This is a genomic window from Streptomyces sp. HUAS MG56, from assembly GCF_058673395.1.
Map to the genome: position 1 here is coordinate 2565312 of NZ_CM178722.1, position 23472 is coordinate 2588783.

The 23472-nt window shown below is 72.2% G+C and carries 24 protein-coding genes; 12 read left to right on the top strand and 12 right to left on the bottom strand.

The genetic code is table 11. The features are described from left to right. Window positions 1-318: 318 nt before the first annotated feature. Complete coding sequence (locus AC4OXY_RS12275; RefSeq protein WP_491993915.1) at window positions 319-2247, bottom strand: RICIN domain-containing protein; 1929 nt, start codon at window positions 2245-2247, stop codon at window positions 319-321. A gap of 394 nt (window positions 2248-2641) precedes the next feature. On the opposite strand from AC4OXY_RS12275, the gene galU reads away from it, so the two are divergent. Further along, window positions 2642-3595 carry a UTP--glucose-1-phosphate uridylyltransferase GalU gene (gene galU / locus AC4OXY_RS12280; RefSeq protein ID WP_376288322.1) on the top strand — a complete coding sequence of 318 codons (954 nt, stop codon included), beginning with the start codon at window positions 2642-2644 and terminating at the stop codon, window positions 3593-3595. A 207-nt stretch (window positions 3596-3802) separates the two neighbouring features. On the opposite strand, the gene AC4OXY_RS12285 is transcribed toward galU, so the two are convergent. Next, the gene (locus AC4OXY_RS12285) at window positions 3803-4261 is read right to left on the bottom strand and encodes a DUF4442 domain-containing protein (RefSeq protein WP_356030028.1); all 459 of its coding nucleotides are present in this window, start codon (window positions 4259-4261) and stop codon (window positions 3803-3805) included. Window positions 4262-4387: 126 nt separating this feature from the next. Between AC4OXY_RS12285 and AC4OXY_RS12290 the strand changes: the two genes are divergently transcribed. Continuing rightward, entirely contained in the window at window positions 4388-5407 is a 1020-nt protein-coding gene (locus tag AC4OXY_RS12290) for a DUF8017 domain-containing protein (RefSeq protein WP_356030026.1), read from the top strand. A gap of 120 nt (window positions 5408-5527) precedes the next feature. Here the strand turns inward: AC4OXY_RS12290 and AC4OXY_RS12295 are convergent, their stop codons facing one another. Next, window positions 5528-5827, bottom strand: a complete 300-nt coding sequence (locus AC4OXY_RS12295; RefSeq protein ID WP_356030025.1) for a hypothetical protein — start codon at window positions 5825-5827, stop codon at window positions 5528-5530. A 203-nt stretch (window positions 5828-6030) separates the two neighbouring features. On the opposite strand from AC4OXY_RS12295, the gene AC4OXY_RS12300 reads away from it, so the two are divergent. Further along, on the top strand, window positions 6031-7329 hold the full coding sequence (locus tag AC4OXY_RS12300; protein ID WP_356030023.1) for an MFS transporter: 1299 nt from the start codon (window positions 6031-6033) through the stop codon (window positions 7327-7329). Here the strand turns inward: AC4OXY_RS12300 and AC4OXY_RS12305 are convergent. The 3 genes from AC4OXY_RS12305 to AC4OXY_RS12315 all read right to left on the bottom strand — a co-directional run bounded on the left by AC4OXY_RS12305 (window position 7291) and on the right by AC4OXY_RS12315 (window position 10299). Beyond that, window positions 7291-8136 (bottom strand): spermidine synthase, encoded by an 846-nt coding sequence (locus AC4OXY_RS12305; RefSeq protein ID WP_362821376.1) that lies wholly within the window; start codon window positions 8134-8136, stop codon window positions 7291-7293. The two genes, AC4OXY_RS12300 and AC4OXY_RS12305, sit on opposite strands and share 39 nt — an antisense overlap. After that, window positions 8137-9315: an elongation factor Tu gene (gene tuf, locus AC4OXY_RS12310; protein WP_402065314.1), complete on the bottom strand. Its 1179-nt coding sequence runs from the start codon at window positions 9313-9315 to the stop codon at window positions 8137-8139. A 261-nt stretch (window positions 9316-9576) separates the two neighbouring features. Continuing rightward, a complete protein-coding gene (locus AC4OXY_RS12315) occupies window positions 9577-10299 on the bottom strand; it encodes a DNA alkylation repair protein (RefSeq protein ID WP_491993916.1) in 723 nt (240 codons plus the stop codon). 114 nt (window positions 10300-10413) lie between these two features. Here AC4OXY_RS12315 and AC4OXY_RS12320 point away from each other — a divergent pair, with 114 nt between their 5' ends. Next, complete coding sequence (locus AC4OXY_RS12320) at window positions 10414-11565, top strand: glutathione-independent formaldehyde dehydrogenase (RefSeq protein WP_376288317.1); 1152 nt, start codon at window positions 10414-10416, stop codon at window positions 11563-11565. Window positions 11566-11657: 92 nt separating this feature from the next. Next, window positions 11658-12374: a TVP38/TMEM64 family protein gene (locus tag AC4OXY_RS12325; protein WP_491993917.1), complete on the top strand. Its 717-nt coding sequence runs from the start codon at window positions 11658-11660 to the stop codon at window positions 12372-12374. Between the two features lie 3 nt (window positions 12375-12377). On the opposite strand, the gene AC4OXY_RS12330 is transcribed toward AC4OXY_RS12325, so the two are convergent. Beyond that, a complete protein-coding gene (locus AC4OXY_RS12330) occupies window positions 12378-13547 on the bottom strand; it encodes a thiolase family protein (protein WP_356030015.1) in 1170 nt (389 codons plus the stop codon). Between the two features lie 98 nt (window positions 13548-13645). On the opposite strand from AC4OXY_RS12330, the gene AC4OXY_RS12335 reads away from it, so the two are divergent. The 3 genes from AC4OXY_RS12335 (at window position 13646) to AC4OXY_RS12345 (ending at window position 15391) form a co-directional block, all read left to right on the top strand. Continuing rightward, window positions 13646-14125, top strand: coding sequence for a winged helix-turn-helix transcriptional regulator (locus AC4OXY_RS12335; protein WP_356030014.1), 480 nt, complete (start codon window positions 13646-13648; stop codon window positions 14123-14125). A gap of 111 nt (window positions 14126-14236) precedes the next feature. Further along, window positions 14237-15112: an undecaprenyl-diphosphate phosphatase gene (locus AC4OXY_RS12340; RefSeq protein ID WP_491993918.1), complete on the top strand. Its 876-nt coding sequence runs from the start codon at window positions 14237-14239 to the stop codon at window positions 15110-15112. Window positions 15113-15211: 99 nt separating this feature from the next. Next, the gene (locus AC4OXY_RS12345) at window positions 15212-15391 is read left to right on the top strand and encodes a hypothetical protein (RefSeq protein ID WP_356030012.1); all 180 of its coding nucleotides are present in this window, start codon (window positions 15212-15214) and stop codon (window positions 15389-15391) included. Between the two features lie 26 nt (window positions 15392-15417). Here the strand turns inward: AC4OXY_RS12345 and AC4OXY_RS12350 are convergent, their stop codons facing one another. Continuing rightward, window positions 15418-16056, bottom strand: a complete 639-nt coding sequence (locus AC4OXY_RS12350) for a hypothetical protein (RefSeq protein WP_491993919.1) — start codon at window positions 16054-16056, stop codon at window positions 15418-15420. 70 nt (window positions 16057-16126) lie between these two features. On the opposite strand from AC4OXY_RS12350, the gene AC4OXY_RS12355 reads away from it, so the two are divergent. Together AC4OXY_RS12355 and lnt are read left to right on the top strand one after the other, a co-directional pair. Beyond that, window positions 16127-16630 (top strand): nuclear transport factor 2 family protein, encoded by a 504-nt coding sequence (locus AC4OXY_RS12355; RefSeq protein ID WP_356030011.1) that lies wholly within the window; start codon window positions 16127-16129, stop codon window positions 16628-16630. Between the two features lie 51 nt (window positions 16631-16681). Beyond that, window positions 16682-18250: an apolipoprotein N-acyltransferase gene (gene lnt, locus AC4OXY_RS12360; protein ID WP_362821381.1), complete on the top strand. Its 1569-nt coding sequence runs from the start codon at window positions 16682-16684 to the stop codon at window positions 18248-18250. Here lnt and AC4OXY_RS12365 read toward each other — a convergent pair. Then, window positions 18165-19079, bottom strand: a complete 915-nt coding sequence (locus AC4OXY_RS12365; RefSeq protein ID WP_356030008.1) for a Gfo/Idh/MocA family protein — start codon at window positions 19077-19079, stop codon at window positions 18165-18167. The genes lnt and AC4OXY_RS12365 overlap by 86 nt on opposite strands. A 137-nt stretch (window positions 19080-19216) precedes the next feature. Here AC4OXY_RS12365 and AC4OXY_RS12370 point away from each other — a divergent pair, with 137 nt between their 5' ends. Continuing rightward, window positions 19217-19732: a DinB family protein gene (locus AC4OXY_RS12370; RefSeq protein ID WP_491993920.1), complete on the top strand. Its 516-nt coding sequence runs from the start codon at window positions 19217-19219 to the stop codon at window positions 19730-19732. Window positions 19733-19847: 115 nt separating this feature from the next. Continuing rightward, complete coding sequence (locus AC4OXY_RS12375) at window positions 19848-20324, top strand: hypothetical protein (RefSeq protein ID WP_356030005.1); 477 nt, start codon at window positions 19848-19850, stop codon at window positions 20322-20324. A 101-nt stretch (window positions 20325-20425) separates the two neighbouring features. On the opposite strand, the gene AC4OXY_RS12380 is transcribed toward AC4OXY_RS12375, so the two are convergent. The 3 genes from AC4OXY_RS12380 to AC4OXY_RS12390 all read right to left on the bottom strand — a co-directional run bounded on the left by AC4OXY_RS12380 (window position 20426) and on the right by AC4OXY_RS12390 (window position 23387). Beyond that, window positions 20426-20890: a hypothetical protein gene (locus tag AC4OXY_RS12380; RefSeq protein ID WP_356030003.1), complete on the bottom strand. Its 465-nt coding sequence runs from the start codon at window positions 20888-20890 to the stop codon at window positions 20426-20428. A 106-nt stretch (window positions 20891-20996) separates the two neighbouring features. Further along, entirely contained in the window at window positions 20997-21683 is a 687-nt protein-coding gene (gene ung / locus AC4OXY_RS12385) for a uracil-DNA glycosylase (RefSeq protein ID WP_356030002.1), read from the bottom strand. A gap of 108 nt (window positions 21684-21791) precedes the next feature. Beyond that, the gene (locus tag AC4OXY_RS12390) at window positions 21792-23387 is read right to left on the bottom strand and encodes an ABC transporter substrate-binding protein (RefSeq protein WP_362821385.1); all 1596 of its coding nucleotides are present in this window, start codon (window positions 23385-23387) and stop codon (window positions 21792-21794) included. Window positions 23388-23472 lie beyond the last annotated feature (85 nt).

Below are 23472 nucleotides of genomic sequence, written 5' to 3' on the forward strand. Positions count from 1 at the left end.
GGTGGGGGGTGTGCGGCGGAACTCTCTGGTGCGAGGGCACCGGAACCTAGCGAGGTGTTACTGAGGGGTCAATAACGTCGCGCTCAATTCGCGGACCGTGACGCCGATTCGGCCATGCGATCGAATTCCCCGCAAGGGGAGAAAACGCGGCGAATTCCGTCACGTGCGTGGGCCGGGAACCGCCCCGGCCCACGCACCACACCGCCCCAACCCCGGCAAACCGCCCGCCCGCTTCACCGCGCACTCACCCGGGCGCAACACGCAGGGACAGTCACGCGAAGTCTGTAAATTCTGCATGACTTCACGCCGGTGACTCGATCACGATCCACCGAGCAGTTCGCGCACCGTCGCCGGTACCGCCGCGACCGGACCGGGTACCCGCTGGAGGGCACCGCCCATCGCGAGCAGCACGTCACCTGGGGACCCCGGCTCGGTACGGCGCCGTTGCTCGCCGGTCCGGACTTGAACAATCCTGGTCTCGTTCTCGTGCTCGTTCCGGGCCCCGTCCCCACCCCCGGACGACCTCAACTGCCAGCCCCCGCCGGGAACTTCTGGCTCCCCCGGCGGCGGCTCGGGCTGCCCGGCGGCGCCCGGCGCACCCGGTACCCCCGTGGGTCCTGCCCCGTCCGGCGCTCCCGGGCCACCGGGCGCCACCTCACTCGCCCCCGGCCCGCCCGCGCCGGACCCGAGCGCCCACCGCTGCCCCGACGAACCGTCCCGGCGCGCCACCCCGACCCCGTCGGCCGAGCCGTCCGCTCCCGAAGCCAGCGCGAGTCCCCCGCTCCGGCGGAGCAGGATCTCGCCCCGCACGGTGAAGTCGTAGACCACGTCTCCCGCGTGCACGACGCAGCCGGCCAGCACGACGCTCTTCGTTCCGGGGTCGGCGGCCAGGCACAGGGCCGGGTCGGCGGCGCTGCGCAGCAGTCCGTCGTCCTGGTACGACCACTGTTGCGAGGCGGCGGCCGAGCACGGGGCGAGCCGTACCCCCGCGCCTGGCTCGACCCCGCCTTCCCACACGCCGCCCCCGCGCACGTCCAGGCAGCGCCCGGAGCCGAGGGCGCGCAGATTGCCGTGGGCGACCTCGACGGGGGCGCCCAAGCCGCCGACCGAGCCGGTGGACTCGGCGGATGCGGCGGATGCGGCCGACGCGGCGGAGGGCGCGTCGCCGGGGCGGCTGTCGCGCGCAGGGCCGGTGTGGCCGGCAGGGGCGCCCCAGGTGGCGCCCGGGGTGGGGACACCGTTGTCATCGGACCAGCTTCTGACCGCGAGGACGGTGGCGAGCAGGGCGAGCGAGGTCAGTCCGGCGCCGACGAGCAGGGCCGTTCGGCGGCGGCCCCCGGGGCCGGTGCGATGCCGGACGCCGGACGCCGCCCGGTCCGCGTCCGGGGCGGCTGCGGTCGGCCACTCCTCGGCGGCGCCGCGTCCGGGGCGTGAGTCGAGGTAGCGGCGGGCGCCCCAGCCGAGCACGGTCTCGGCAAGCATCAGGCCCAGGTCGCCCTCGAACTGCCCGATGGTGTCGGCGGCATGCCGGCAGTACGGGCAGACCGTCAGATGGTGTCGCACATCCGGCAGCAGGGCTCCGCCGCGGCGCATCGGGACATCGAGGAGCCGGTTGTAGAAACGGCATTCCTTCGTCGGCGCGAGTTCTCTGTGGGCACGTACGCAGCCCGCACGGAATTGCTCGCGGACCCGTTCCAGGGCGGCCGCTGCGGTGGCCGGAGCGATACCCAGCAGACCGGCGGGTATGTTTATCGGCTCCGCTTCCACCTCGGTGTGCCACAGAAGGCATTGCGACGCGCCGGGAAGGTCCCGGAAAGCGCGTTCGGCGAGCCGTCGCCTTTCCGGCGTTCCGGGGTGCGCGGCACGCAGTCCTCGGCCGCCGGTGGGTCTGCGCAATTCCGGCAGAGTCGTACAGGTTGCGTCGTCAGCGGCCCAGGTGCGGACGGTGTCGCGGACGGCGACCAGGAGGTGCGGGCGCAGGGCGCCGCCGACGGCACCGCCCGCAGCGCGGCCGAGCACGTCGTGGAAGGCGGCGGTGGCGACGAGCGGGGCGGCGGGGCCGAAGGAGGCGAGGCAGACGACGGCGTAGTCGCGTGCGGCTCGCCAGTGCCGGGCCAGCAGCACCGCGACGGCGTGATGGCGGGCGGCGTGCGGGCCGGACAGCCGGGCGAGGAGATCCCGGTCGGAGGCTCCGCCCGGACCGGGCAGGGGCGGGTACGGCGGGCGTGGGGGGTGAGGGGACTGCACGGAACCATTTCCTTTCTCACCGCAGAACTGCGTACGAAATGCGGTTCTGTCGGAAAGCAGTGCCTGATTGGTGCGTACCACCAGGGCCGGTCTCGGCGTTCGACGCCGACCTTTGCCCTTCCCGCGGGGAGGCTCACCTTCGCACACGCGCCTCACAGGAAACAAGAAGATGGATTGACTGGGCTTCAAAATCGGCGAATTCCACAGGAGTTACCGCCGGTATCACATCCCGGCGGGTTCTCCGACGGTTCTCCGTCGGGATCCCCGACAGTTCTCCGGCAGGCGACTCCGACGCCTTCTCCGGTGAGTGACTCCGACGGCTCCTCCGGCGTCCACAGCCGGTTCCCATGCTTCTCCGGGCGCACTCTCATCCATGTGCTCCACCATGAGCCGCATGATCGCCCCCCACTCCGCAGCGCCCCCCGATTCCCCCCGTGCCGTCCGCAAGGCCGTCGTACCGGCCGCGGGACTCGGCACCCGGTTCCTGCCCGCGACCAAGGCCACACCGAAGGAGATGCTGCCGGTCGTCGACAAGCCGGCCATCCAGTACGTGGTCGAGGAGGCCGCCGCGGCCGGTCTCGACGACGTCCTGATGGTCACCGGCCGGCACAAGCGCGCCATCGAGGACCACTTCGACAACGCCTTCGAGCTGGAGCAGGCGCTGGCCGCCAAGGGCGACACGGTGCGTCTGGACGCCGTACGCGATCCCGCCCGGCTCGCCGACATCCACCACATCCGCCAGGGCGACCCGCTCGGCCTCGGCCACGCGGTGCTGTGCGCCCGGCACCACGTGGGGAACGAGCCGTTCGCGGTCCTGCTCGGCGACGATCTGATCGACCCGCGCGAGACCCTGCTGAGCCGCATGCTGGACGTGCGCGAGCGCTACGAGGGCAGCGTGGTCGCGCTGATGGAGGTCGCCCCGGAGCAGATACACCTCTACGGCTGCGCGGCGGTCGAGGCGACCGGCGAGGAGGGTGTCGTACGGGTCACCGGCCTGGTGGAGAAGCCGGCACCCGGAACCGCGCCGAGCCGGTACGCGGTCATCGGCCGGTACGTGCTGGACCCGGCGGTGTTCGACGTCCTGGAGCGCACCCCGCCGGGTCGCGGCGGCGAGATCCAGCTGACCGACGCGCTCCAGGACCTCGCGACGGGCGGCACCGTGCACGGGGTCGTCTTCGACGGGCTGCGCTACGACACCGGCGACAAGGCCGACTATCTGCGCACGGTGGTCCGGCTGGCCTGCGACCGGCCGGACCTGGGGCCCGAATTCCGGCGCTGGCTCGGAGAGTTCGTGGCCGGCCTGGCGGACGGCGCGACCGGCGACGGCGCGGAACACCGGGCCGCCTGAGCCGTCGACGGCCCGCCCGCCGGTCCGGGGCGGCGGCGCCGGGGGCGGGTGGCGGTCCGCCCACCGGACGGGAGCCGGAGCGATGCCCGGCCGTGGGGGGGGCGCCGGCCGGCCCCTTCCCCACGGGCGCGCCCATCGCCCGCGGCAGCCCGGGACCCCCACTCCTCGACGCCGGGGGCCTCTGTGCCGGTATCGCGAAATGCCGGGTCAGTCCTGCTTGTTGGGGCGCAGTGTCCAGACGACCGTCATCTCACTGGTGACGGCGCCGTCCGCACGCCGGATCTCGATCGCCACGGGAAACTCGGGGCGCTGCCCCGCGTCCAGCTCGGCGACGACCTCGGCGGCCGGGCGGCCCAGGGTCGCGGTCGCGGTGACGGCGCCCATCGCCAGCTTCTTGTAGGCGATCTCGGCGCGGACCGCGAGCGGCACCGCGCGAGCGAGCTGGTCCCCGAAGGCGGCCAGCACGATGGCGCCGCTGGCCGACTCTCCGAGCGTGAACATCGCCCCGGCGTGGGGCCCGCCCACGTGGTTGTGGAAGGCGTCCTGGTCCGGCAGGGACACGACGGCGCGCTCACGGCTCGTCTCCAGGAACTCCAGGTTCAGCGTCCGGGCCATGGGCACGGTGGCGGCGAGCATCTCGCCGATCGACATCTGGTCTGCGCTCATGGACCTCACGTTACTCACGAGTAGCCGAAACTGGCCAGCACGGACCGGTGCCCGCCCGCGCTTCGCTACGGCCCTGACGAGGGCCGGTGACCGAATCGTGTCCCAGGCCCCATAGAGTTACTGGCCATGTGGCCAGATCAGCAGCCGCCAGGGGGCGCGCCGAACCCGCAGCAGAACCCGTACCAGCAGCCGGGTTACCAGCAGCCGAACCCGTACCAGCAGCCCGGGTACCAGCAGTACCCACAGGCCGGGCAGTATGGCCAGCAGCCGCCGTGGGGGCAGCCGCAGCCGCCCACCGTGCCCGTTCCGACACCTCCGCAGGGCGGCGGCGGCCGTACGAAGATGATCGCGATCATCGCGGCGGCGGCCGTGGTGGTCGCCGCGGGCGTGACCGGATTCCTGGTCCTCGGCAAGGACGGCAAGAAGGACGACACGGCGGGCGGCGGCAAGGGCGGTGCGCACACGAGCCAGTCGCCGACGCAGGCCCCCACGGCCACCTCATCCTCGGACGACGGCGACCCGCGCGGCAACCAGACGGAGAAGCCGACCGTCGCGGGCTGGAAGGTCGTGGTGAACCCCAAGTACGGCACGGCTTTCGACGTACCGGCCGACTGGGAGGTGGAACGGCCCGGCATCTTCAGCTTCTTCGAGGACAAGAAGAAGGGCGACGGGTCGGCCTACATCGGCTTCTCCGGGCCCTCGTTCCTGAAACAGGACTACTGCACCACCGACGACAACGGCTCGAAGGAGTTCTACGCGCTCGCGGGCAGCGGCACGAAGGGCGAGAACGGCGGCAAGGACACGGCCAGCATCGCCCGCGGCGACGCGGCCGCCTTCGCGTTCGGCGGATACACGGACCAGTCGGACGCCGACAAGAAGTATCTCAAGATCGGCGAGGCGAAGCCCTTCACGACGGCGTCGGGGCTGAAGGGCAGCGTCGCGACGTCGTACGTCGTCGGGGTGCCCAAGAAGAACAAGTGCGCCACCGACGGCAAGGCCATCACGTTCGCCTTCAAGAACTCCGTCGACAACTTCGTCTCGTGGACGCTCTACGGCGCCAAGGGCGTCAAGGACGAACTGTCCGACGCGACCATCCAGAAGATCCTCGGCACGGTACGGCTGCACGGCAAACCGACCCTGCAGTGACCAGCGGTCCCGGCCCGCCGGAACGGGGGCCGGGACCGGCTGCGTCGGCAGACCTGACAGGCGTGTGGCGCCGCCCACCCGTGAAACGGGACGGGCGGCGCCACACATCGAACCGGATGCTCAGCCGGGGAACGGCTTGCTCCCGTCCCGCTCGGACGCGATGCACTGGTCGAGCCGGTGCTGGAGGGCGGCCGCGTCGCTGAGCGCCTTCCTGGCCGCCGCGTCCTCCCCCAACTGCTTGAGCTGCGCGGCCTTGCGCTTGAGGTCGGCTATCTGCTGGCGCATCCGGCTCTCGTTGCACGTGATGGCGACCTTCGAGACCACGTGGCCGGCCGGAGCGGCCTGAGCGGGCACCGACGTGACGAGGAAGCCTCCGGCGACGGCCACGGAAACGGCCAGGGCGGAAAGGCGCTTGGTCATGAGTTGTTTCCCCCAGTTAGGGCGTGTTTGGGTCGGAGTGGATCTTACAAGCTTCTTGAACTCGCCGGTAACAGGCCCCGCCACCGCCGGACTTGACCTCCACCCACGATCAGCGCCCTCGCCCCTCCGCAGGGTGGTGGCCACCCTCCCTGACGTCCGCAAACTCGCTTGGCAAACCCGGAGCGGGTAGGGATAGTCGGCCGGTGACCGAGATCTCCGGCTCCCCCACCCACCTCCACAGACCCACCTGGGCAAGCCGCAACTACTCCCTGCTGACCGCGGCGGCCGTCATCACCGACCTCGGCGCGAACGGCTCGCTCATCGCCGCCGCGTTCGCCGTGCTGGAATCGGGCGGCGACGGCGGGGACGTGGGCCTGGTGGCCGCCGCGCGCACGCTGCCGCTGGTGGTGTTCCTGCTCATCGGCGGTGTCCTCGCCGACCGGCTGCCCCGGCACCGGGTGATGGTCGCCGCCAACGTCCTCAACTGCCTGTCCCAGGGCGCCTTCGCCCTGCTCGTGCTGACCGGCGAGCCCAGACTGTGGCAGATGATGCTGCTCACCGCGCTGGGCGGCACCGGGCAGGCGTTCTTCGGCCCGGCGGCCGAGGGCATGCTGATGTCCTCCGTGGACGGCGAACAGGCGGGCCGGGCGTTCGCCTTCTTCCGCATGGCCACGCAGGGCGCGGCCCTCGGCGGGGCCGCGCTCGGCGGTGCGCTGGTCGCCGCCGTCGGCCCCGGCTGGGTGCTCGCGATCGACGCGGCGGGCTTCGCCGTCGCGGGCGCCCTGCGCTCCTTCCTCGACGTCGGCCACATCCCGCCGCGTACCCCGGGCGTGGGCATGCTGGCCGATCTCCGCGAGGGCTGGCGGGAGTTCGTCGGCCGGCCCTGGCTGTGGGGGATCGTCGTGCAGTTCTCCATCGCCAACGCGGTGGTCGGCGCGGCCGATTCGGTCTACGGCCCGCTCGTCGCCCGCGACCGCCTGGGCGGCGCCGGGCCCTGGGGCCTCGCGCTGGCGTCGTTCGGCGCGGGCACGGTGGCCGGCGCCCTGCTGATGACCCGCTGGAAGCCCCGCCGGCTGCTGCTCGCCGGCACGCTCTGCGTCTTCCCGCTGGCCCTGCCCTCGGCCGCGCTGGCCGTGCCGGTGCCGGTGGGCGCGCTGTACGTGGTGATGTTCGTCGCCGGTACGACGGTGGAGGTGTTCGCCGTCTCCTGGATGACCGCGCTGCACCAGGAGATCCCCGAGGACAAGCTCTCCCGGGTCTCGGCGTACGACTGGTTCGGCTCGGTCGCGCTGCTGCCCCTCGCCACGGCGCTGGCGGGCCCGGCGGAGTCCGGCTTCGGCCGGGCGGCCGCCCTGTGGGGCTGTGCCGTCCTGGTCGTCCTGGTCACCGCGCTGGTGCTGCTGGTCCCGGACGTGCGCACGCTGACCCGCCGCACCCAGCCGGTCGCCGACTCCACACCCGCGTCAGCCGATGCCGAACGCCCCGTCGGGGGGCTCGGGTGACGGTACGGCGTCCGCGTCCTCGACCGGCCGCGCGCCGCCGATGAACTCCCGTACCGCCGCCCCGTGTTCGACTCGCGCCGGGAAGGCGTCCGCCGCCGTGCGCCGGGCCAGGGCGGCGACGTCGAGGGGCCGGTGCGAGGCGACCAGCACGGCGTTGCCGAACCGCCGCCCGCGCAGTACGCCCGGCTCGGCGATCAGCAGCAGCTCCTCGAACAGCTCGGCGAACGCGGCCAGTTGGGAGCGCAGGAAGGCGAACGGCGCGGAGTCCGCGAGGTTGGCCAAGTAGACCCCGCCGGGACGCAGCACCCGCTCGGCCTCGCGGGCGTAGGCCCGCGTGGTGAGATGCGCCGGCACCCGGGAGCCGCCGAAGACGTCGGCGATCAGCACATCCGCGTGATCGTCCGGCGCGCCCTCCAGCCAGGCCCGGGCGTCGGCCGCGTGCAGTTCGACACCCGAGCCCGCCGGCAGCGGCAGATGCTCGACGACCAGCTCCAGCAGGGCGGCGTCCGCCTCGACGACGTCCTGCCGTGAGCCGGGCCGGGTCGCCGCCACGTACCGCGGCAACGTCAGCGCACCCCCGCCGAGATGCGCCACGTCCAGCGCCCGCCCGGCCTCGGCCACGACGTCGAGCACATACCCGAGGCGCCGCGCGTACTCGAACTCCAGATACGAGGGATCATCGAGATCGACGTACGACTGCGGCGCCCCGTCGACCGTGAGCAGCCAGGCCCGCGCACGGTCGACGTCGGGCATGAGCTTGGCGGTGCCGTGGTCGGTGGTGCGGAGGACGGGTATCGATTCGTTCACTCATCCATTGTGGACAACCGTCACCGTTCCCGCGCCCACGGTCCGGCCGCCCTCACGGATGGCGAACCCGAGCCCCGGCTCCAGCGGCACCTCGCGTCCCAGCTCGACCGTCATCTCCACGGTCTCGCCGGGCCGGGCCGCCCCCGCCGCGCCGAGGTCGACGTCACCGACCACGTCCGCGGTGCGGATGTAGAACTGCGGCCGGTACCCGCTCGCGACCGGTGTCGTACGACCGCCCTCGCGCCCCGAGAGCAGGTAGACCCGCGCCGAGAACCGCCGGGCCGGCACGACGCTGCCGGGAGCCGCGACGACGTGTCCGCGCCGGACGGCGTCCCGCGGCACGCCCCGCAGCAGCACCGCCACGTTGTCCCCGGCCTGCGCCTCCGCCATGGGCTTGCCGAAGGTCTCCAGCCCGGTGACGACGGTCTCGACGTCGGCGCCCAGCACGGACACCCGGTCCCCCACCCGGAGCGTGCCCCGCTCCACCGCGCCGGTGACGACCGTGCCCCGGCCGGTGATGGTGAGCACGTTCTCCACCGGCAGCAGGAACGGCGCGTCCAGATACCGCTCGGGCATGGGCACATAGGTGTCCACCGCGTCGAGCAGCGCCTCGATGGACGCCGTCCAGCGCGGGTCGCCCTCCAGCGCCCGGAGCCCGGAGACCCGTACGACGGGTACGGCGTCCCCGGGGTAGCCCTGCGCCGTGAGCAGGTCGCGCACCTCCAGCTCGACCAGGTCGGTCAGCTCCTCGTCCGCGGCGCCGTCCGCCTTGTTCAGCGCGACGACGATGTGGTCGACGCCCACCTGGCGGGCGAGCAGCACGTGCTCGGCGGTCTGCGGCATGATCCCGTCGAGCGCGGAGACGACGAGGATCGCCCCGTCGAGCTGCGCGGCGCCGGTGACCATGTTCTTGACGTAGTCGGCGTGGCCCGGCATGTCCACGTGGGCGTAGTGCCGGGTGCCGGTCTCGTACTCGACGTGGGCGATGTTGATGGTGATGCCGCGGGCCGCCTCCTCCGGGGCCCGGTCGATGCGGTCGAAGGGCACGAAGGTGCCGGTGCCGCGCTCGGCGAGGACCTTGGTGATGGCGGCGGTCAGGGTGGTCTTGCCGTGGTCGACGTGACCCATGGTGCCGATGTTCAGGTGCGGCTTGGTGCGCACGTAGGCCGTTTTGGACATGGCTGTACCTCGAAGCCTCTCAGGCGTGGGAAGAGATGCGGGACCCCCGGGGACCGGCCGACCCTCCCCCTGCGGGGTCCGCCGGAATGTCCGGAGAGGGTCAGCTTCGGGCGCCGTCGACAGCGGCCGCGAGATACGGGACGGCAGCCTTCGGCGCATCCGCGACGGCGGATGCTGCGAGGAGGAAGGCGTACCGGAACATGACGTCGATCATCGCCGAGGAGCCGTTCGGCGTCGAATGGTTTTCCGTGCCGGACGCCGTCAGGCGCCGATGTTCTTCAGCGCCTCCCGCACGCTCAGCGGGGCGAACCGGCCCCGCTCCCGCGCCAGGAACGCCCGCACGGCCCCGGGGTCGGTCCTGGCGTACGCGCGAAGGGCCCAGCCGATCGCCTTGCGGACGAAGAAGTCGGGGTGCCCGGACTGGAGCAGGCAGTAGCCGAACAGCCGCTCCGCGTCGGTGCGTTCCTTCCACGCCAGCTGGTGCAGCAGGGCCGTGCGCACCGCCCACAGGTCGCCGTCGGTGATCCAGGCGTCCATGTCGGCGGTGAGTTCCGGATCGGCGGTGACGAGCGTGCCGACGACGTGCGCGGCGAGCAGGTCGACGGTGTCCCACCAGGGGACGGTCGTCACCAGGTACCGGGTCACCGGCAGGAAGCCGGAGCCGCAGCGGGCGGCGTGCCGGCGCAGGTAGTCCACGGCGAAGTAGTGGTACTCACGCTCGGGCAGCGCCCAGCAGCGCAGGGCGATCGCGGTGCAGTCGGCCTCGTCGGGGCGGGGCGTACCCGCGAGGACCGTGCGGGACAGGGCGCGGCGGGCCGGGGTCGGGATGCCGAGGAAGGGGGCCACGTCCTTCATGTAGTCCCGCATGGCGACGGCCCGCCCGGGGTCCCCGGCGGCGGCGTACGCGGGCGTGAGGCGGGCCAGCACGGTGTCGGCGAGTGCGCTGCGCGGCACGTGCGGCGGGGTCGCGCCGGTGACGGTCATGGGACGAACGATACGGGGGTTGCGCCCCGTTTCGTACGGGCGTTCCCTGGAAGTACCGACGGTGAAGCGGGCACGCGGGGCCATGGTCCGGCGTTCGACGCGGAGGTGACACAGATGAAAGCCGTCGTCTACGAACAGCCTTTCAGCGTGCGGGTGAAGGACGTCCAGGATCCTTCGATCCAGCACCCCAACGATGTCCTCGTACGGGTCACCTCGTCCGCCATATGCGGCTCGGACCTGCACATGTACGAGGGCCGTACGGCCGCCCGGTCGGGCATCGTCTTCGGGCACGAGAACCTCGGCGTCATCGAGGAGGTCGGCGGCGGCGTGACCTCGCTGTCCGTGGGCGACCGGGTCGTGATGCCGTTCAACGTGGCCTGCGGATTCTGCAAGAACTGTCTCGCCGGGAAGACCGGATTCTGTCTGACGGTCAATCCCGGATTCGCCGGCGGGGCCTACGGCTATGTGGCGATGGGCCCGTACGAGGGCGGCCAGGCCGAGCTGCTGCGGGTGCCGTTCGCCGACTTCAACTGTCTGAAGCTGCCGCCGGGCGAGGAGTTCGAGACCGACTTCGTGCTGCTCGCCGACATCTTCCCGACCGGCTACCACGGCTGCGAACTCGCCCAGGTGTCGCCCGGCGAGAGCGTGGCCGTCTACGGCGCCGGGCCGGTGGGGCTGATGGCCGCGTACTCGGCGCTGCTGCGCGGTGCGGCGAAGGTCTTCTCGGTCGACCGGGTGCCCGAGCGGCTCGCCAAGGCCGAGCAGATCGGGGCGATCCCCATCGACTTCACCAAGGGCGACCCGGCGCAGCAGATCAAGGAGCAGACGGACGGAGAGGGCACCGACAAGGGCGTGGACGCCGTCGGCTACCAGGCCCAGGCGCACGATGCCAGCCACGAGGAACCCGCGATCGTCCTCAACGAACTGGTCGAGACGGTCCGGCCCACCGGCATGCTCGGCGTGCCGGGGCTGTACGTGCCCTCGGACCCGGGCGGCCCCGACGAGCACGCCAAGCACGGCCAACTGCTGGTCTCGATCGGGAAGATGTTCGAGAAGGGCCAGCAGATGGGCACCGGTCAGTGCAACGTCAAGCGGTACAACCGCCAGCTGCGCGACCTGATCATCGCCGGGCGGGCCAAGCCCGGCTTCGTGGTCTCGCACGAGTTGCCGCTGGACCAGGCACCGCTCGCGTACGAGAAGTTCGACCAGCGGATCGAGGGCTACACCAAGGTGGTTCTGCACCCCGGTCACGCGCTCGCCGCGTGAGCACGCGCGCGTGACCGCCGGGTCCGGGCGCCGAGGGCACCCGGACCCACCCGTGGCGGCGATCATCCGCGTACGTCGGTTAATGTCACCGGATGCTCGACGCCGATCCCGCCGGCACCGCGACAGCCGCTCCCGGACTCGCCGCGCGCTGCACGCGCGCGCTGCTGTCCCCGTACGCCCGCCTGTCGCTGCTGCTCGCGCTGCTCGCCGGGGCCGGTGCGGGGGTCCTGGTCTTCGAGCCGCAGCGGCTGCTGGCCCGGGGCTGGCCGCCGCAGCTCGGCGGGGCCGCGGCGGCCATGGCGTTCGCGGCGGCGTACGGGCTGTGCACGGTGGCGTTCGTGCCGCGGCCGTTGCTCAACCTGGCGGCGGGGGCGCTGTTCGGCTCCCCGCTGGGGCTGGCGACGGCGCTGGCGGGCACGGTGCTCGGCGCCGGTGTCGCCTTCGGTCTCGGCCGGCTCCTCGGTCAGGACGCGCTGCGTCCGCTGCTGCGGGGCCGCTGGCTGAGGGCGGCCGACGGGCAGCTGAGCCGGCACGGGTTCCGCTCGATGCTGGCGGCGCGGCTGTTCCCGGGGGTGCCGTTCTGGGCGGCGAACTACTGCGCGGCCGTCTCCCGCATGGGCTGGTGGCCGTTCCTGCTGGCCACGGCCGTCGGGTCGGTCCCGAACACCGCCGCCTACGCGGTCGCCGGCGCCCGCGCCTCGGCACCGACCTCCCCCGCCTTCCTGATCGCGACGGCCTCCATCGCCGTACCGGCGCTGCTGGGCACGGTGGTGGCCTGGCGCAAGCGGCATCACTGGCGCGGCCGGTAGCGGTCAGACCCCTTCGAGGATCATGGCGTTGGCGAGTCCGCCCGCCTCGCACATGGTCTGCAGGGCGTAGCGGGCACCCCGCTCCCGCATGGCGTGGACCAGGGTGGTGGTCAGCCGGGTGCCGCTGGCGCCGAGGGGGTGGCCGAGGGCGATGGCGCCGCCGTGCGTGTTGACCCGGGCGAGGTCGGCGCCGGTCTCCTGCTGCCAGGCCAGCACCACGCTCGCGAAGGCCTCGTTGACCTCGAAGAGGTCGATGTCGTCGATGGTCAGCCCCGCCCTGCGCAGCACCTTCTCGGTGGCCGGGACGACACCGGTGAGCATCAGCAGCGGGTCGGAGCCGGTGACGGCGAAGCTGTGCAGGCGGGCGAGCGGGCGCAGGCCGAGGCGGGCGGCCGTCTCGCCGGAGGTGATCAGAACGGCGGAGGCGCCGTCGTTGACCGGGCTGGCGTTGCCCGCCGTGACGTTCCACTCGATCTGCGGGAAGCGTTCGGCGAAACCGGGGTCGTAGTAGGCGGGCTTGAGACCGGCGAGGATCTCCGGGGTGCTGCCGGGGCGTACGCACTCGTCGCGGCCGACTCCGTCGAGCGGGGCGACCTCGGCGTCGAAGAGGCCGTTCTCCCAGGCGCGGGCCGCCTTGTGGTGCGAGGAGACGGCGAACTCGTCCATCTGCGCGCGCGTGAGGGACCACTTGGCGGCGATCAGCTCCGCGCTGACGCCCTGCGGGACCAGGCCCTCGGGATAGCGCTCGGCGACTCCCGGCCCGAACGGGTCCTTCCCGGCGGGCACGTTGGACCACATCGGCACCCGGCTCATCGACTCCACCCCGCAGGCGACCACGAGGTCGTAGGCGCCGGAGACGACGCCCTGCGCGGCGAAGTGCACGGCCTGCTGGGAGGAGCCGCACTGGCGGTCCACGGTGGTCGCCGGGACGGATTCGGGGAACCCGGCCGCGAGGACGGCGTACCGGGTGGTGTTCATGGCCTGCTCGCCGACCTGGTCGACGGTGCCGCCGATGACGTCGTCGATCAGCGCCGGGTCGACGCCGGAGCGCTCGACCAGGGTGCGCAGGGTGTGGGCGAGGAGCTGCACGGGGTGCACGTGGGCGAGGGAGCCGTTCGGCTTGCCCTTGCCGATGGGGGTGCGTACCGCTTCGACGATCACTGCGTCGCGCATGGCGGAGGCCTCCTTGGCCGGCTACCAGTGAGTAGGAAATCCGAACTCACCATAGCTCTGCGAGTTGGAAAATCAAACCCTCCTCTAGACTGGCCCTCATGGCCGCACGGAAGACCACGCACGACTCGCGCCCCTGCTCGATCGCCGACGCCCTCGCACTGGTCGGCGAGAAGTACTCCCTGCTCGTCCTGCGCGAGGTCTGTCTGGGCAACGGCCGCTTCGACCAGCTGGTGCGCAACACAGGCGCCCCGCGCGACATCCTGGCCACCCGGCTGCGCCGCCTCGTGGACGCCGGGATCCTCACCAAGCGCCTCTACAGCGAGCGCCCGCAGCGCTTCGAGTACCGGCCCACACAGGCGGGCCTGGAGCTGGAGCCGGTCCTGATGACCCTGAAGGAGTGGGGCGACCGCCACATCCGGGGCGGCGCCGACCTGCCCATGGCCGTCGAGCACGCCTGCGGCCACGAACTCGTCCCGGTCGTCACCTGCCGGGCCTGCGGCGACGAGGTGCGCCACGAGGACCTGACGGCCCACCCGCAGGCGCCGGGCTGGACGATCACGGGCCCGGTCGCCTCGTAACCCCACGGGAAGCACACCCAGCCCCCGTTTCCACGCTGTCACCCGGGCCCGCTACGCTACCCTCGCCATTTGGTCACTTCTTTACCCGACAGCACTGGACGCATTACCTTCATGTCTTGGTTCGAATCCCTCATCCTCGGACTCGTCCAGGGGCTGACCGAATTCCTGCCCGTCTCCTCCAGCGCGCATCTGCGGCTGACCGCGGCGTTCTCCGGCTGGGAGGACCCCGGCGCGGCCTTCACGGCGATCACCCAGATCGGCACGGAGACCGCCGTACTGATCTACTTCCGCAAGGACATCGGGCGCATCGTCTCCGCCTGGTTCCGGTCACTGTTCGACAGGACGATGCGCCGGGACCAGGACGCGCGGACGGGCTGGCTGGTGATCGTCGGCTCGGTCCCGATCGGCGCGCTGGGTCTGACGCTCAAGGACCAGATCGAGGGCCCGTTCCGGGACCTGCGCGTCACCGCGACGATGCTGATCGTGGTCGGCCTGGTCATCGGTGTCGCCGACCGGCTGGCGGCCCGCGACGAGACCGGCGGCCGGCACCGGGCGCCCAAGCAGCGCAAGTCCCTTCAGGACCTGGGCGTCAAGGACGGTCTGGTCTTCGGCCTGTGCCAGGCCTGCGCCCTGGTCCCCGGTGTCTCCCGCTCCGGCGCGACCATCAGCGGCGGCCTGTTCATGGGCTACCGGCGCGAGGCCGCGGCCCGCTACTCGTTCCTTCTCGCCGTCCCGGCGGTGCTCGCCTCGGGCGCGTTCGAGGTGAAGGACTCGGTGGCCGCGGGCCATGTGGCGTGGGGCCCGACCCTGTTCGCGACGGCCATCGCGTTCGCGTCGGGATACGCGGTGATCGCATGGTTCATGAAGTGGATCTCCCACCGGAGCTTCATGCCGTTCGTCTGGTACCGCGTGGCCCTCGGCGTCGTCATCATCGCCCTGGTCGCGGCGGGCGAACTGAGCCCGCACGCGGCCGAGTCGGCGAGCTGAGCGGGGTCCCGCGCGGCGCGTGGCCGCGGTGACCAACCCCATACGTTCTGCGTAGCCGGGCGGTAGCGCAGTGTCAGTGCTTGCCCCTAGGCTGTCCGCATGTCCCGCGAATTCCCGACCTCTGGTTCCGTGCGGTCCGCCGCCGAGGTGAACGAGCAGATCCGGGCCCTCTGGCTGCGCGCGGGCGGCACCCTGTCCGCCCAAGAGCGCGAGGAGTACGAGCTGTTGGTGGTCCAGTGGGCCACGGCGATCCGCGCGGAGGTCATCGAGGCCGCCTGAGCCGGCCCGCGGCGGGGTCGCCGCGCTCACACACCCTTTGCGTCGCGGGTCCACAGGGACAGATCGCTGCTCGTCGCCACGGCAAGGGTCCGACCGGAGGGCGAGAATCCAGCGGCACGGAGTTCGGAGTAGTGGGAGTGGAAGATGTGCCACCAGCGCTCCCCGTGCGGTCCGGAGTGCGGCAGACCGCCGTCGCGAGAGAGCAGGACACGCTCGTTCGGCCAGGCCGGGGCGACCACCTCCAGCCTCCAGCCGTCTCCGCCGGAAGTGTGCAGTCCTCCTCCGAAGAGGCCGGCGATGCGCACCCTGCTTCCGGCGACCGGTCCCAGCCCGGGACACCACAGCGCGGGATCCGCGTCGGGGCCGCCGTCCTCGGGGTCCGCGTCACGATCCCGCGCGATCTTCTCCCCCGTGACGGCGTCGAAGAGGCCGTGCCCGTCGTGCGAGACGACCATGACCACGTCCTGGCCGGTGCCGGGGTGTGACGCGAATCCGATCCCGAGAAGTCCGCCGACCGGGGCGTACGCGATGCGCCGCCAGGGCTCGGGCGCCTCTACCACCGGGGCGGCGAGAAGCCTTCGCCTCATCGCCTCCTGGTAGGGGGAAAGCTCCGGCTCCCGGCCCGGCCGCTCGACCGGAGGCTCGTTCTTCGTCCACTTCGTCACCCGGCCATGATCCCCGAATAAACCCGTTCGTCCTCTTGGCACTTCACCCGCCATGCCCAACACTGTGCCGATGACCCAGCGCGCGGAGCTCGCGACCGTGATCGACCGGCTGGCCGTGGACGAGGTGATCACCGCGTACGCCGTGGCGGTGGACGACGGCGACTGGACGGCGTACCGGCGGCTGTTCACACCGGACGGCCGCGCCGACTACCGCTCGTCGGGCGGCATCGAGGGCCCCGCGCCCGGGATCGCCGACTGGCTCGCCGAGAACCTGGCCCTGTTCCCCGTGCGCCAGCACCTGATCGTCAACCGCCGGATCCGCTTCGGCGTCCTGGACCACGACACGGGCGACACCGCCCGGGTCCGGGCCGACTACCTGAACCCCATGTGCTTCACGGCCGCCGACACCCCCACGCCACCGGACCTGGTGTGCGGTGGCCGCTACGACTTCGGGCTCCTGCGCACGGCGGAGGGCTGGCGCCTGCACCGGGTGGCGGTCGAGGAGAAGTGGCGCAGCCTTTCGGCCAAGGTGACCGCGGCCCCGCAGGGAGGCTCACCAGGCCCCCTGTCCTAGATCGCTCCCCCAGCGCACACTGGAAGCGCAGGCCGGGTAGGGAGGGTCCACATGAGGACGATCGATCACTGGCTCACCTCCCCCTGGCGCCGCTCGACCGTCGCCGCGCTCGCCGGCGCCCTGCCCGTACTGGCCTTCCCGGCCCCCTCCCTCTGGTGGTTCGCCTACGTCGCCCTGGTCCCCTGGATCCTGCTGGCCCGCTCGGCGCCGACCGGGCGGCGGGCCGCGTACGACGGCTGGAGCGGCGGCTTCGGCTTTCTGCTGGCCGTGCACCACTGGCTGCTGCCGAGCCTGACCGTGTTCCTCTTCGTGATCGCCGCCCTGCTGGGCGCGCTCTGGGCGCCCTGGGGCTGGCTCGTGCGCCGCTTCCTGGGCGGGCGGCCCACGGCGGGCCGGGGCGGCGCCGCGCTGCTGGTGCTGCCGTCGGCCTGGCTGATCGTGGAGCTGGTGCGGTCCTGGCAGGGCCTCGGCGGGCCGTGGGGGATGCTCGGCGCCAGCCAGTGGCAGCTCTCCCCCGCGCTGCGGCTGGCCTCGGTCGGCGGGGTGTGGCTGCTCAGCTTCCTGATCGTGGCCGTGAACGTGGCGGCGGCCGTGCTGGTCTCGGTGCGCGAGGCGCGGGTGCCGGCGGTGGCCTCGCTGGTCGCGACGGCCGCCGCGACCTCCGCCGCGTGGGCGTGGGCGCCCCGCCCGGAGGTGGCCGGGCACGTCAGGATCGCCGTCGTACAGCCGGGAGTCATGGACGGCGGCGACAAGCGGTTCGACCGCGAGGAGCAGCTGACCCGGCAGCTGGCCGGGCAGGACGTCGGCCTGGTCGTGTGGGGCGAGTCCAGCGTCGGCTTCGACCTGGGCGACCGGCCCGACCTGGCCCGCCGGATCACCGCGCTGTCCCGGACGGTCGGCGCGGATGTGCTGGTCAACGTGGACGCCCGCCGCTCCGACCGGCCCGGCATCTACAAGAGCTCGGTGCTGATCGGCCCGAACGGCCCGACGGGCGACCGGTACGACAAGATGCGGCTGGTGCCGTTCGGCGAGTACATACCGGCACGCTCGCTGCTCGGCTGGGCCACCTCGGTCGGCAAGGCGGCCGGCGAGGACCGCAGGCGGGGCACCCGGCAGGTCGTGATGGACGTGGGGCACGGGCTGCGGATCGGCCCGCTGATCTGCTTCGAGACCGCGTTCCCCGACATGAGCCGGCATCTGGCCGAGGACGGCGCCGACGTCCTGCTCGGCCAGTCCGCCACCTCCACCTTCCAGGGCAGCTGGGCGCCGGAGCAGCACGCCTCGCTGGGTGCGCTGCGGGCCGCCGAGACCGGCCGCCCGATGGTGCACGCGACCCTCACCGGGGTCTCGGCGGTCTTCGGGCCGAGCGGGCAGCGCCTGGGCCCCTGGCTCGGGACCGACGCGAACACGGCCCGCGTGTACGACGTACCGCTGACGCACGGTGTCACGCCGTACGTCCGCTACGGCGACTGGCCGGTGGGCGGCGCCCTGCTGGTGCTGGCCGCCCTCGGCGCGACAGAGGGGGCGAGGGCGCTCAGGCTGCTGCGGCGGAACGGTCCTGGACGGCTCGTACCAGCCGCTCGCACAGCTCATGGGTCGCCAGTGCGTCCCGTGCGCTGAGCACCCTGCCCGCGCGTACGGCGTCGAGGAAGGCGAGGACCGCCTGCTCGATGCCGCGCTGCCGGGCCACCGGCACCCAGTCGCCGCGCCGGCGCACGGTCGGCTGGCCCTTGTGGTCGATCACCTCGGCGAGGTTGAGCACCTGGCGCTTGGTGTCCTGCCCGGAGACCTCCAGGATCTCCTCGGCGGAGCCGCTGAGGCGGTTCATCACGCCGAGCGCGGTGAAGCCGTCCCCGGCGAGCTGGAGCACGATGTGGTGCAGCAGCCCGCCCTCGGTCCGGGCGCGCACGGTCACGTCGTCGACCGTTCCCGGCACCAGCCACCGCAGGGTGTCGACGACATGGATGAAGTCGTCCAGGATCATCGAGCGCGGCTCCTCGGGCAGCCCGATCCGGTTCTTCTGCATGAGGATCAGCTCGCGCGGATGGTCCAGGCACTGCGCGTACCCGGGGGCGTAGCGGCGGTTGAAGCCGACGAGGAGGGAGACCCCGCGTTCCTCGGCGAGGCCCACCAGCCGTTCGGAATCGGCCAGTTCGTAGGCCAGCGGCTTGTCCACGTACGTCGGCACGCCCGCCTGGAGGAGCCGGGTGACGATCTCGGGGTGGGCGGCGGTCGGCGCGTGCACGAAGGCCGCGTCGAGGCCGGCGGCGAGCAGGGAGTCGAGCGTGGTGTGCCGCCGCTCGTCCGCCAGGTGGAGGCTGTCCGCGACCCGGCCGAGGGTGGCGGGTGTCCGGGTCTGCAGGTGGAGGTCGATCCCGGGCTGCGTGGCCAGCACCGGCAGGTAGGCCTTCTGCGCGATGTCCCCGAGTCCGATGCAGCCGACCTTCACGTGTGCTCCCTGTCTCGCCTGCCCGTGCGTGCTTCCTCGGCAGCATACGGGGGCCGCCGGCCGGCGATGCCGTCGAAGCCGCGCGGGAGCCGGAAAACCGCTGGTGGGGCGGGATGGACCGGGGGAGGATACGGGGCATGACGACGACCGAACGCCGAGAGCCCGAGCAGACCGCCGGTGAACGCGCCATGCTGGAGGGCTGGTTGGAGTACCACCGGCAGACGCTGGCCGCCAAGTGCCAGGGGCTGACGGACGAGCAGTTGCGCACCGCGTCCGTGCCGCCCTCCGAGCTGTCGCTGATGGGGCTGGTGCGGCACCTGGCCGAGTGCGAGCGCGGCTGGTTCCGCAAGGTGCTGACGGGCGACGATCCGGGGCCGATCTACTACACGGACGAGGACGAGGACGGCGACTTCCATGTCCCCGAGGCCGACACCTGGCAGGAGGCGTACGCGACCTGGCAGGCGGAGATCGAGACCGCCCGGCGCAACGCGGCCGGTTTCGGGCTCGACGATCTGTCCGTGGGGAAGAGCAGGTTCAGGGACACGCCGTTCAGCCTGCGCTGGATCTACACCCACATGATCGAGGAGTACGCCCGGCACAACGGCCACGCCGACCTGATCCGCGAGCGGATCGACGGCGCCACCGGAGACTGATCGTCACCTTCGGCACCCCGGAACCCTCCGTACGGGGCACGAGATCACCCGTGCGGGGGCATCGACCTCGGCACCTTCGTGCCAACGCGGGCGTCGAACCAGCAGAGTTGCCCGGGTGCATCGAACGACCACCACCGCAGCGCTCCTCGTCACCGTGGCCCTCTCGGCCCTCTCCGGCTGCGTGACGGTACCGGGCCCGGCGACTCCGGCACCGCCGCCGGACACGGCTCCCACACAGCCGACGGCACCCCGGCCGGACGGCAGCGTGGCGCCCCGGGTGATCCAGGCCCCGGCCCAGCAGGCCCTGGAAATGGCGGGCTCGCCCCGGCGGCCGAAGCACAGGAAGCACGCTGCCCCACGGCATACGGCCGAGGCCGCACCGACCGCACCCCGGCCTCGCGCGGCCGAGCCCGCTCCTCCGCACCCCCGCACCCGCCCCGAGCACCGGCACCGCCCCCCGCACACCGACACCCCCGACTTCCCCGGCCCGGCCCAACAGGCCCCGGACGTCTGTGCCCTGGGCAGGAAGTACGGCGGCTGGCAGGGGGACAGCCCGGCGGCGCGGATCTGCGAGCAGACGTACGGCCGCTGACGTCGTCGCGGCCTCGGCCGCGCTGTTCCCCGCCGCCCGGGGCATCTCCACCGGTTCCGCCGCCCTGGCCGGGTCGGTCCACGTCCGGGGCCGGGCAGGGCCTACTCCCCCAGCCGCAGTTCCAGCCGCCTGATGGCGGCCCGCACCCCGTCGCCGTAGCGGTCGTCGGAGAGGGCACCCGCGGCGCGGCGGGCGCGGCGCACATGGCTGCGCGCGGCGTCCGCTCGGCCGAGCTTCACGTAGTCGGCGGCGAGATTGAGGTGGAGGGACGGAAGGAAACCGCGGACGCGCGCCGGTTCACCGTCGCCGCCGTCGGCCAGTTCCTCGGCCGCCGTCAACGCCCGTAGATCCCAGGCCAGTTCGTCGCCCGGGTCGTCCTGGGTGTCGGCGAGATAGTGGGCCAGGGTGCACCGGTGCAGCGGGTCCCCCGACTCCCCGATCTCCGCCCACAGCGCGAGGAAGCGACTGCGGGCCTCCTCGCGGTCGCCGCCGTGGTGCAGCATCACGACCTGCCCGATCCGCGTCAGCACGGCATCCGGTGCCACCTGCTCCTGCCGCTCCGCCACCGCGTCCTCCGGGCACTCGTCGACTGTCCGGTCCCGACGCTAACCGGCCGCGGCGGCAATCCCGGGCAGGCGGCCCCGTACGGCACGGGACCGCCCGTACGGCCGGTCAGCCCTTGAGGTCCGGGATGGTCCAGTCGATCGCCTCGTGGCCCTGCGCCGCGATCGCGTCGTTGATCTGCGTGAAGGGGCGGGAGCCGAAGAACTTCTTCGCGGACAGCGGCGAGGGGTGCGCGCCCTTGACCACCACGTGCCGGGTCTCGTCGATCAGGGGCAGCTTCTTCTGCGCGTAGTTGCCCCACAGGACGAAGACCGCCGGGTCCGGGCGCGAGTCCACCGCGCGGATCACGGCGTCGGTGAACTTCTCCCAGCCCTTGCCCTTGTGCGAGTTGGCCTCGCCGGCCCGGACGGTGAGCACCGCGTTGAGCAGCAGGACGCCCTGCTCGGCCCACGGCATCAGATAGCCGTTGTCCGGGACGGGCAGACCCAGCTCCTCCTGCATCTCCTTGTAGATGTTCCGCAGCGAGGGCGGGGTCTTCACACCCGGGCGGACCGAGAAGCACAGGCCGTGGCCCTGGCCCTCGCCGTGGTACGGGTCCTGGCCGAGGACGAGGACCTTGACCTTGTCGTACGGCGTGGCGTCGAGCGCGGCGAAGACCTCGTCGCGCGGCGGATAGACGGGACCCCGCGCCCGCTCCTCCTCGACGAACTCGGTCAGCTCCTTGAAGTAGGGCTGCTGGAGCTCGTCGCCCAGAACCCCGCGCCAGGATTCGGGCAGCATGGCGATGTCGGTCACGTCAACGTCCTCACGGTGTCGATCAATTACGGCCGAAGCCGACGTGCGGTCACTTCCAGGCTTCAGAACCTACAGGCGACCACTGACAACGGGCACGTGAAGGCCGGTTCACCAGCTGGTCTTGCGGTGCAGCATCCACATCATCATGATCGTCGACGGGTCGAGGGCCTGCTCGCCGCCGGAGATGTCGTCGCTGGCCGCGACGTACTGCCGGCCCTGCCACAGCGGGATCAGCCGGGCGTCGTTCACCATGATCTGCTGGGCCTGCTCCAGGTCCTTGACGGTCCGGGCGCGGTCGCTCTCCGCGCGCGAGTGCGGCAGCAGCTTGCCGGTGATCTCCGGGGACGGGTACGGGGTGCCGAGCGCGTTGTGCTCGCCGACGAACGGGGCGATGAAGTTGTCGGCGTCGGGGAAGTCCGGGAACCAGCCGCGGCCGAACACCGGGTACTCGCCCTTCTGGTAGCCGACCACGAAGGTCTTCCAGGGGCGGCCCTGGAGCGTGACGGTGAACAGCCCGGAGCTCTCCAGCTGCCGCTTCAGTTCCTGGAACATCAGGGCGGTCTCGGAGCCGTAGCGGTCGGTGGTGTACCAGAGGGTGAGCGGGACGCGCTGGTGGATGCCCGCGTCGGTGAGGATCTTCGCGGCCCTGGGGACGCTCGGGTCGCCGAAGTCGTCGAAGAAGCCGGTGGTGTGGGCGGTCAGGCCTTTGGGGACCATCGAGTACAGCGGGTCGACGGTGTCCTTGTAGACCTTGTGCGCGATGGCGGCCCGGTCGACGAGCTGGGCGACCGCCTTGCGGACGGCGGGCTCCCTGGCCCAGGGGTCCTTGGGGTTGAACACGAGGTAGCTGATGTCGGTGCCCGCGCCGTCGACCAGTTGCAGGTTGGCGGTGCCGTGCTGCTGGAGGGTGAGGATGTCGTCGGCGGCGAGGCCGCGGTAGGTGACGTCGATCCGCTTGTCCCGCAGTGCCTTGACCATCTCGGCCGAGTCCTGGAAGTAGCGGATGGTCACCGCGTCGTTCTGCCGCTCGGCGAAGCCGTGGTAGCTGCCGTTGGCGGCGAGGACGGCCCGCTCGCCCTCCGTGTAGGAGCGCAGGGTGTACGGCCCGGAGCCGTTGACCGCGGTGTCCTTGCGCAGGGAGCGCGCCGGGTAGTCGTTCGGGTCGACGATCGACATGGCGGGGGTGGCCAGCACGAACGGGAAGGTGGCGTCGGACTGGTTGAGGTGGAAGACGATCTCGCGGTCGCCGAGCGCCTGCACCCGGTCCAGGCTGCCGAGCAGTCCGGCGGGACCGCCGGGGGCGTCGATGGTGCGGATGCGGTCGATGGAGTACTTGACGGCGTTCGCGTTCAGCGGGTCGCCGTCGGAGAACTTCAGGCCCGGGCGCAGCTCGCAGCGGTAGACGCGGCTGCCGGAGTCGGTGAAGGAGCAGCTCGCGGCGGCGTCGGGCTGCGGGGTGGTGGCGCCGTTCGGGTAGGCGAGGAGCGTCTGGTAGATGTTCCGGTACAGCTCCCAGGAACCGTCCCAGGCGCCCGCCGGGTCCAGCGTGCTCGGCGCGCTGGTGGTCCCGACGACGATGGGGCCCTTGCCGTCACCGCTGCCGCCGGACAGCATTCCGCAGCCGGCCGCCAGGGACAGGGACGCGATCGCCGCGACGACACGCAGGCTTCTGTTCCGGCTTCGGTTCCGGTTGAACACGCGCACGCTCCTCGATCCGCCGTACCAAGGGTCGGCAGACCATACCGCAGCGTTCGATCCTCTGAACCTCCCCTGGATCAAGGGTTCTTGA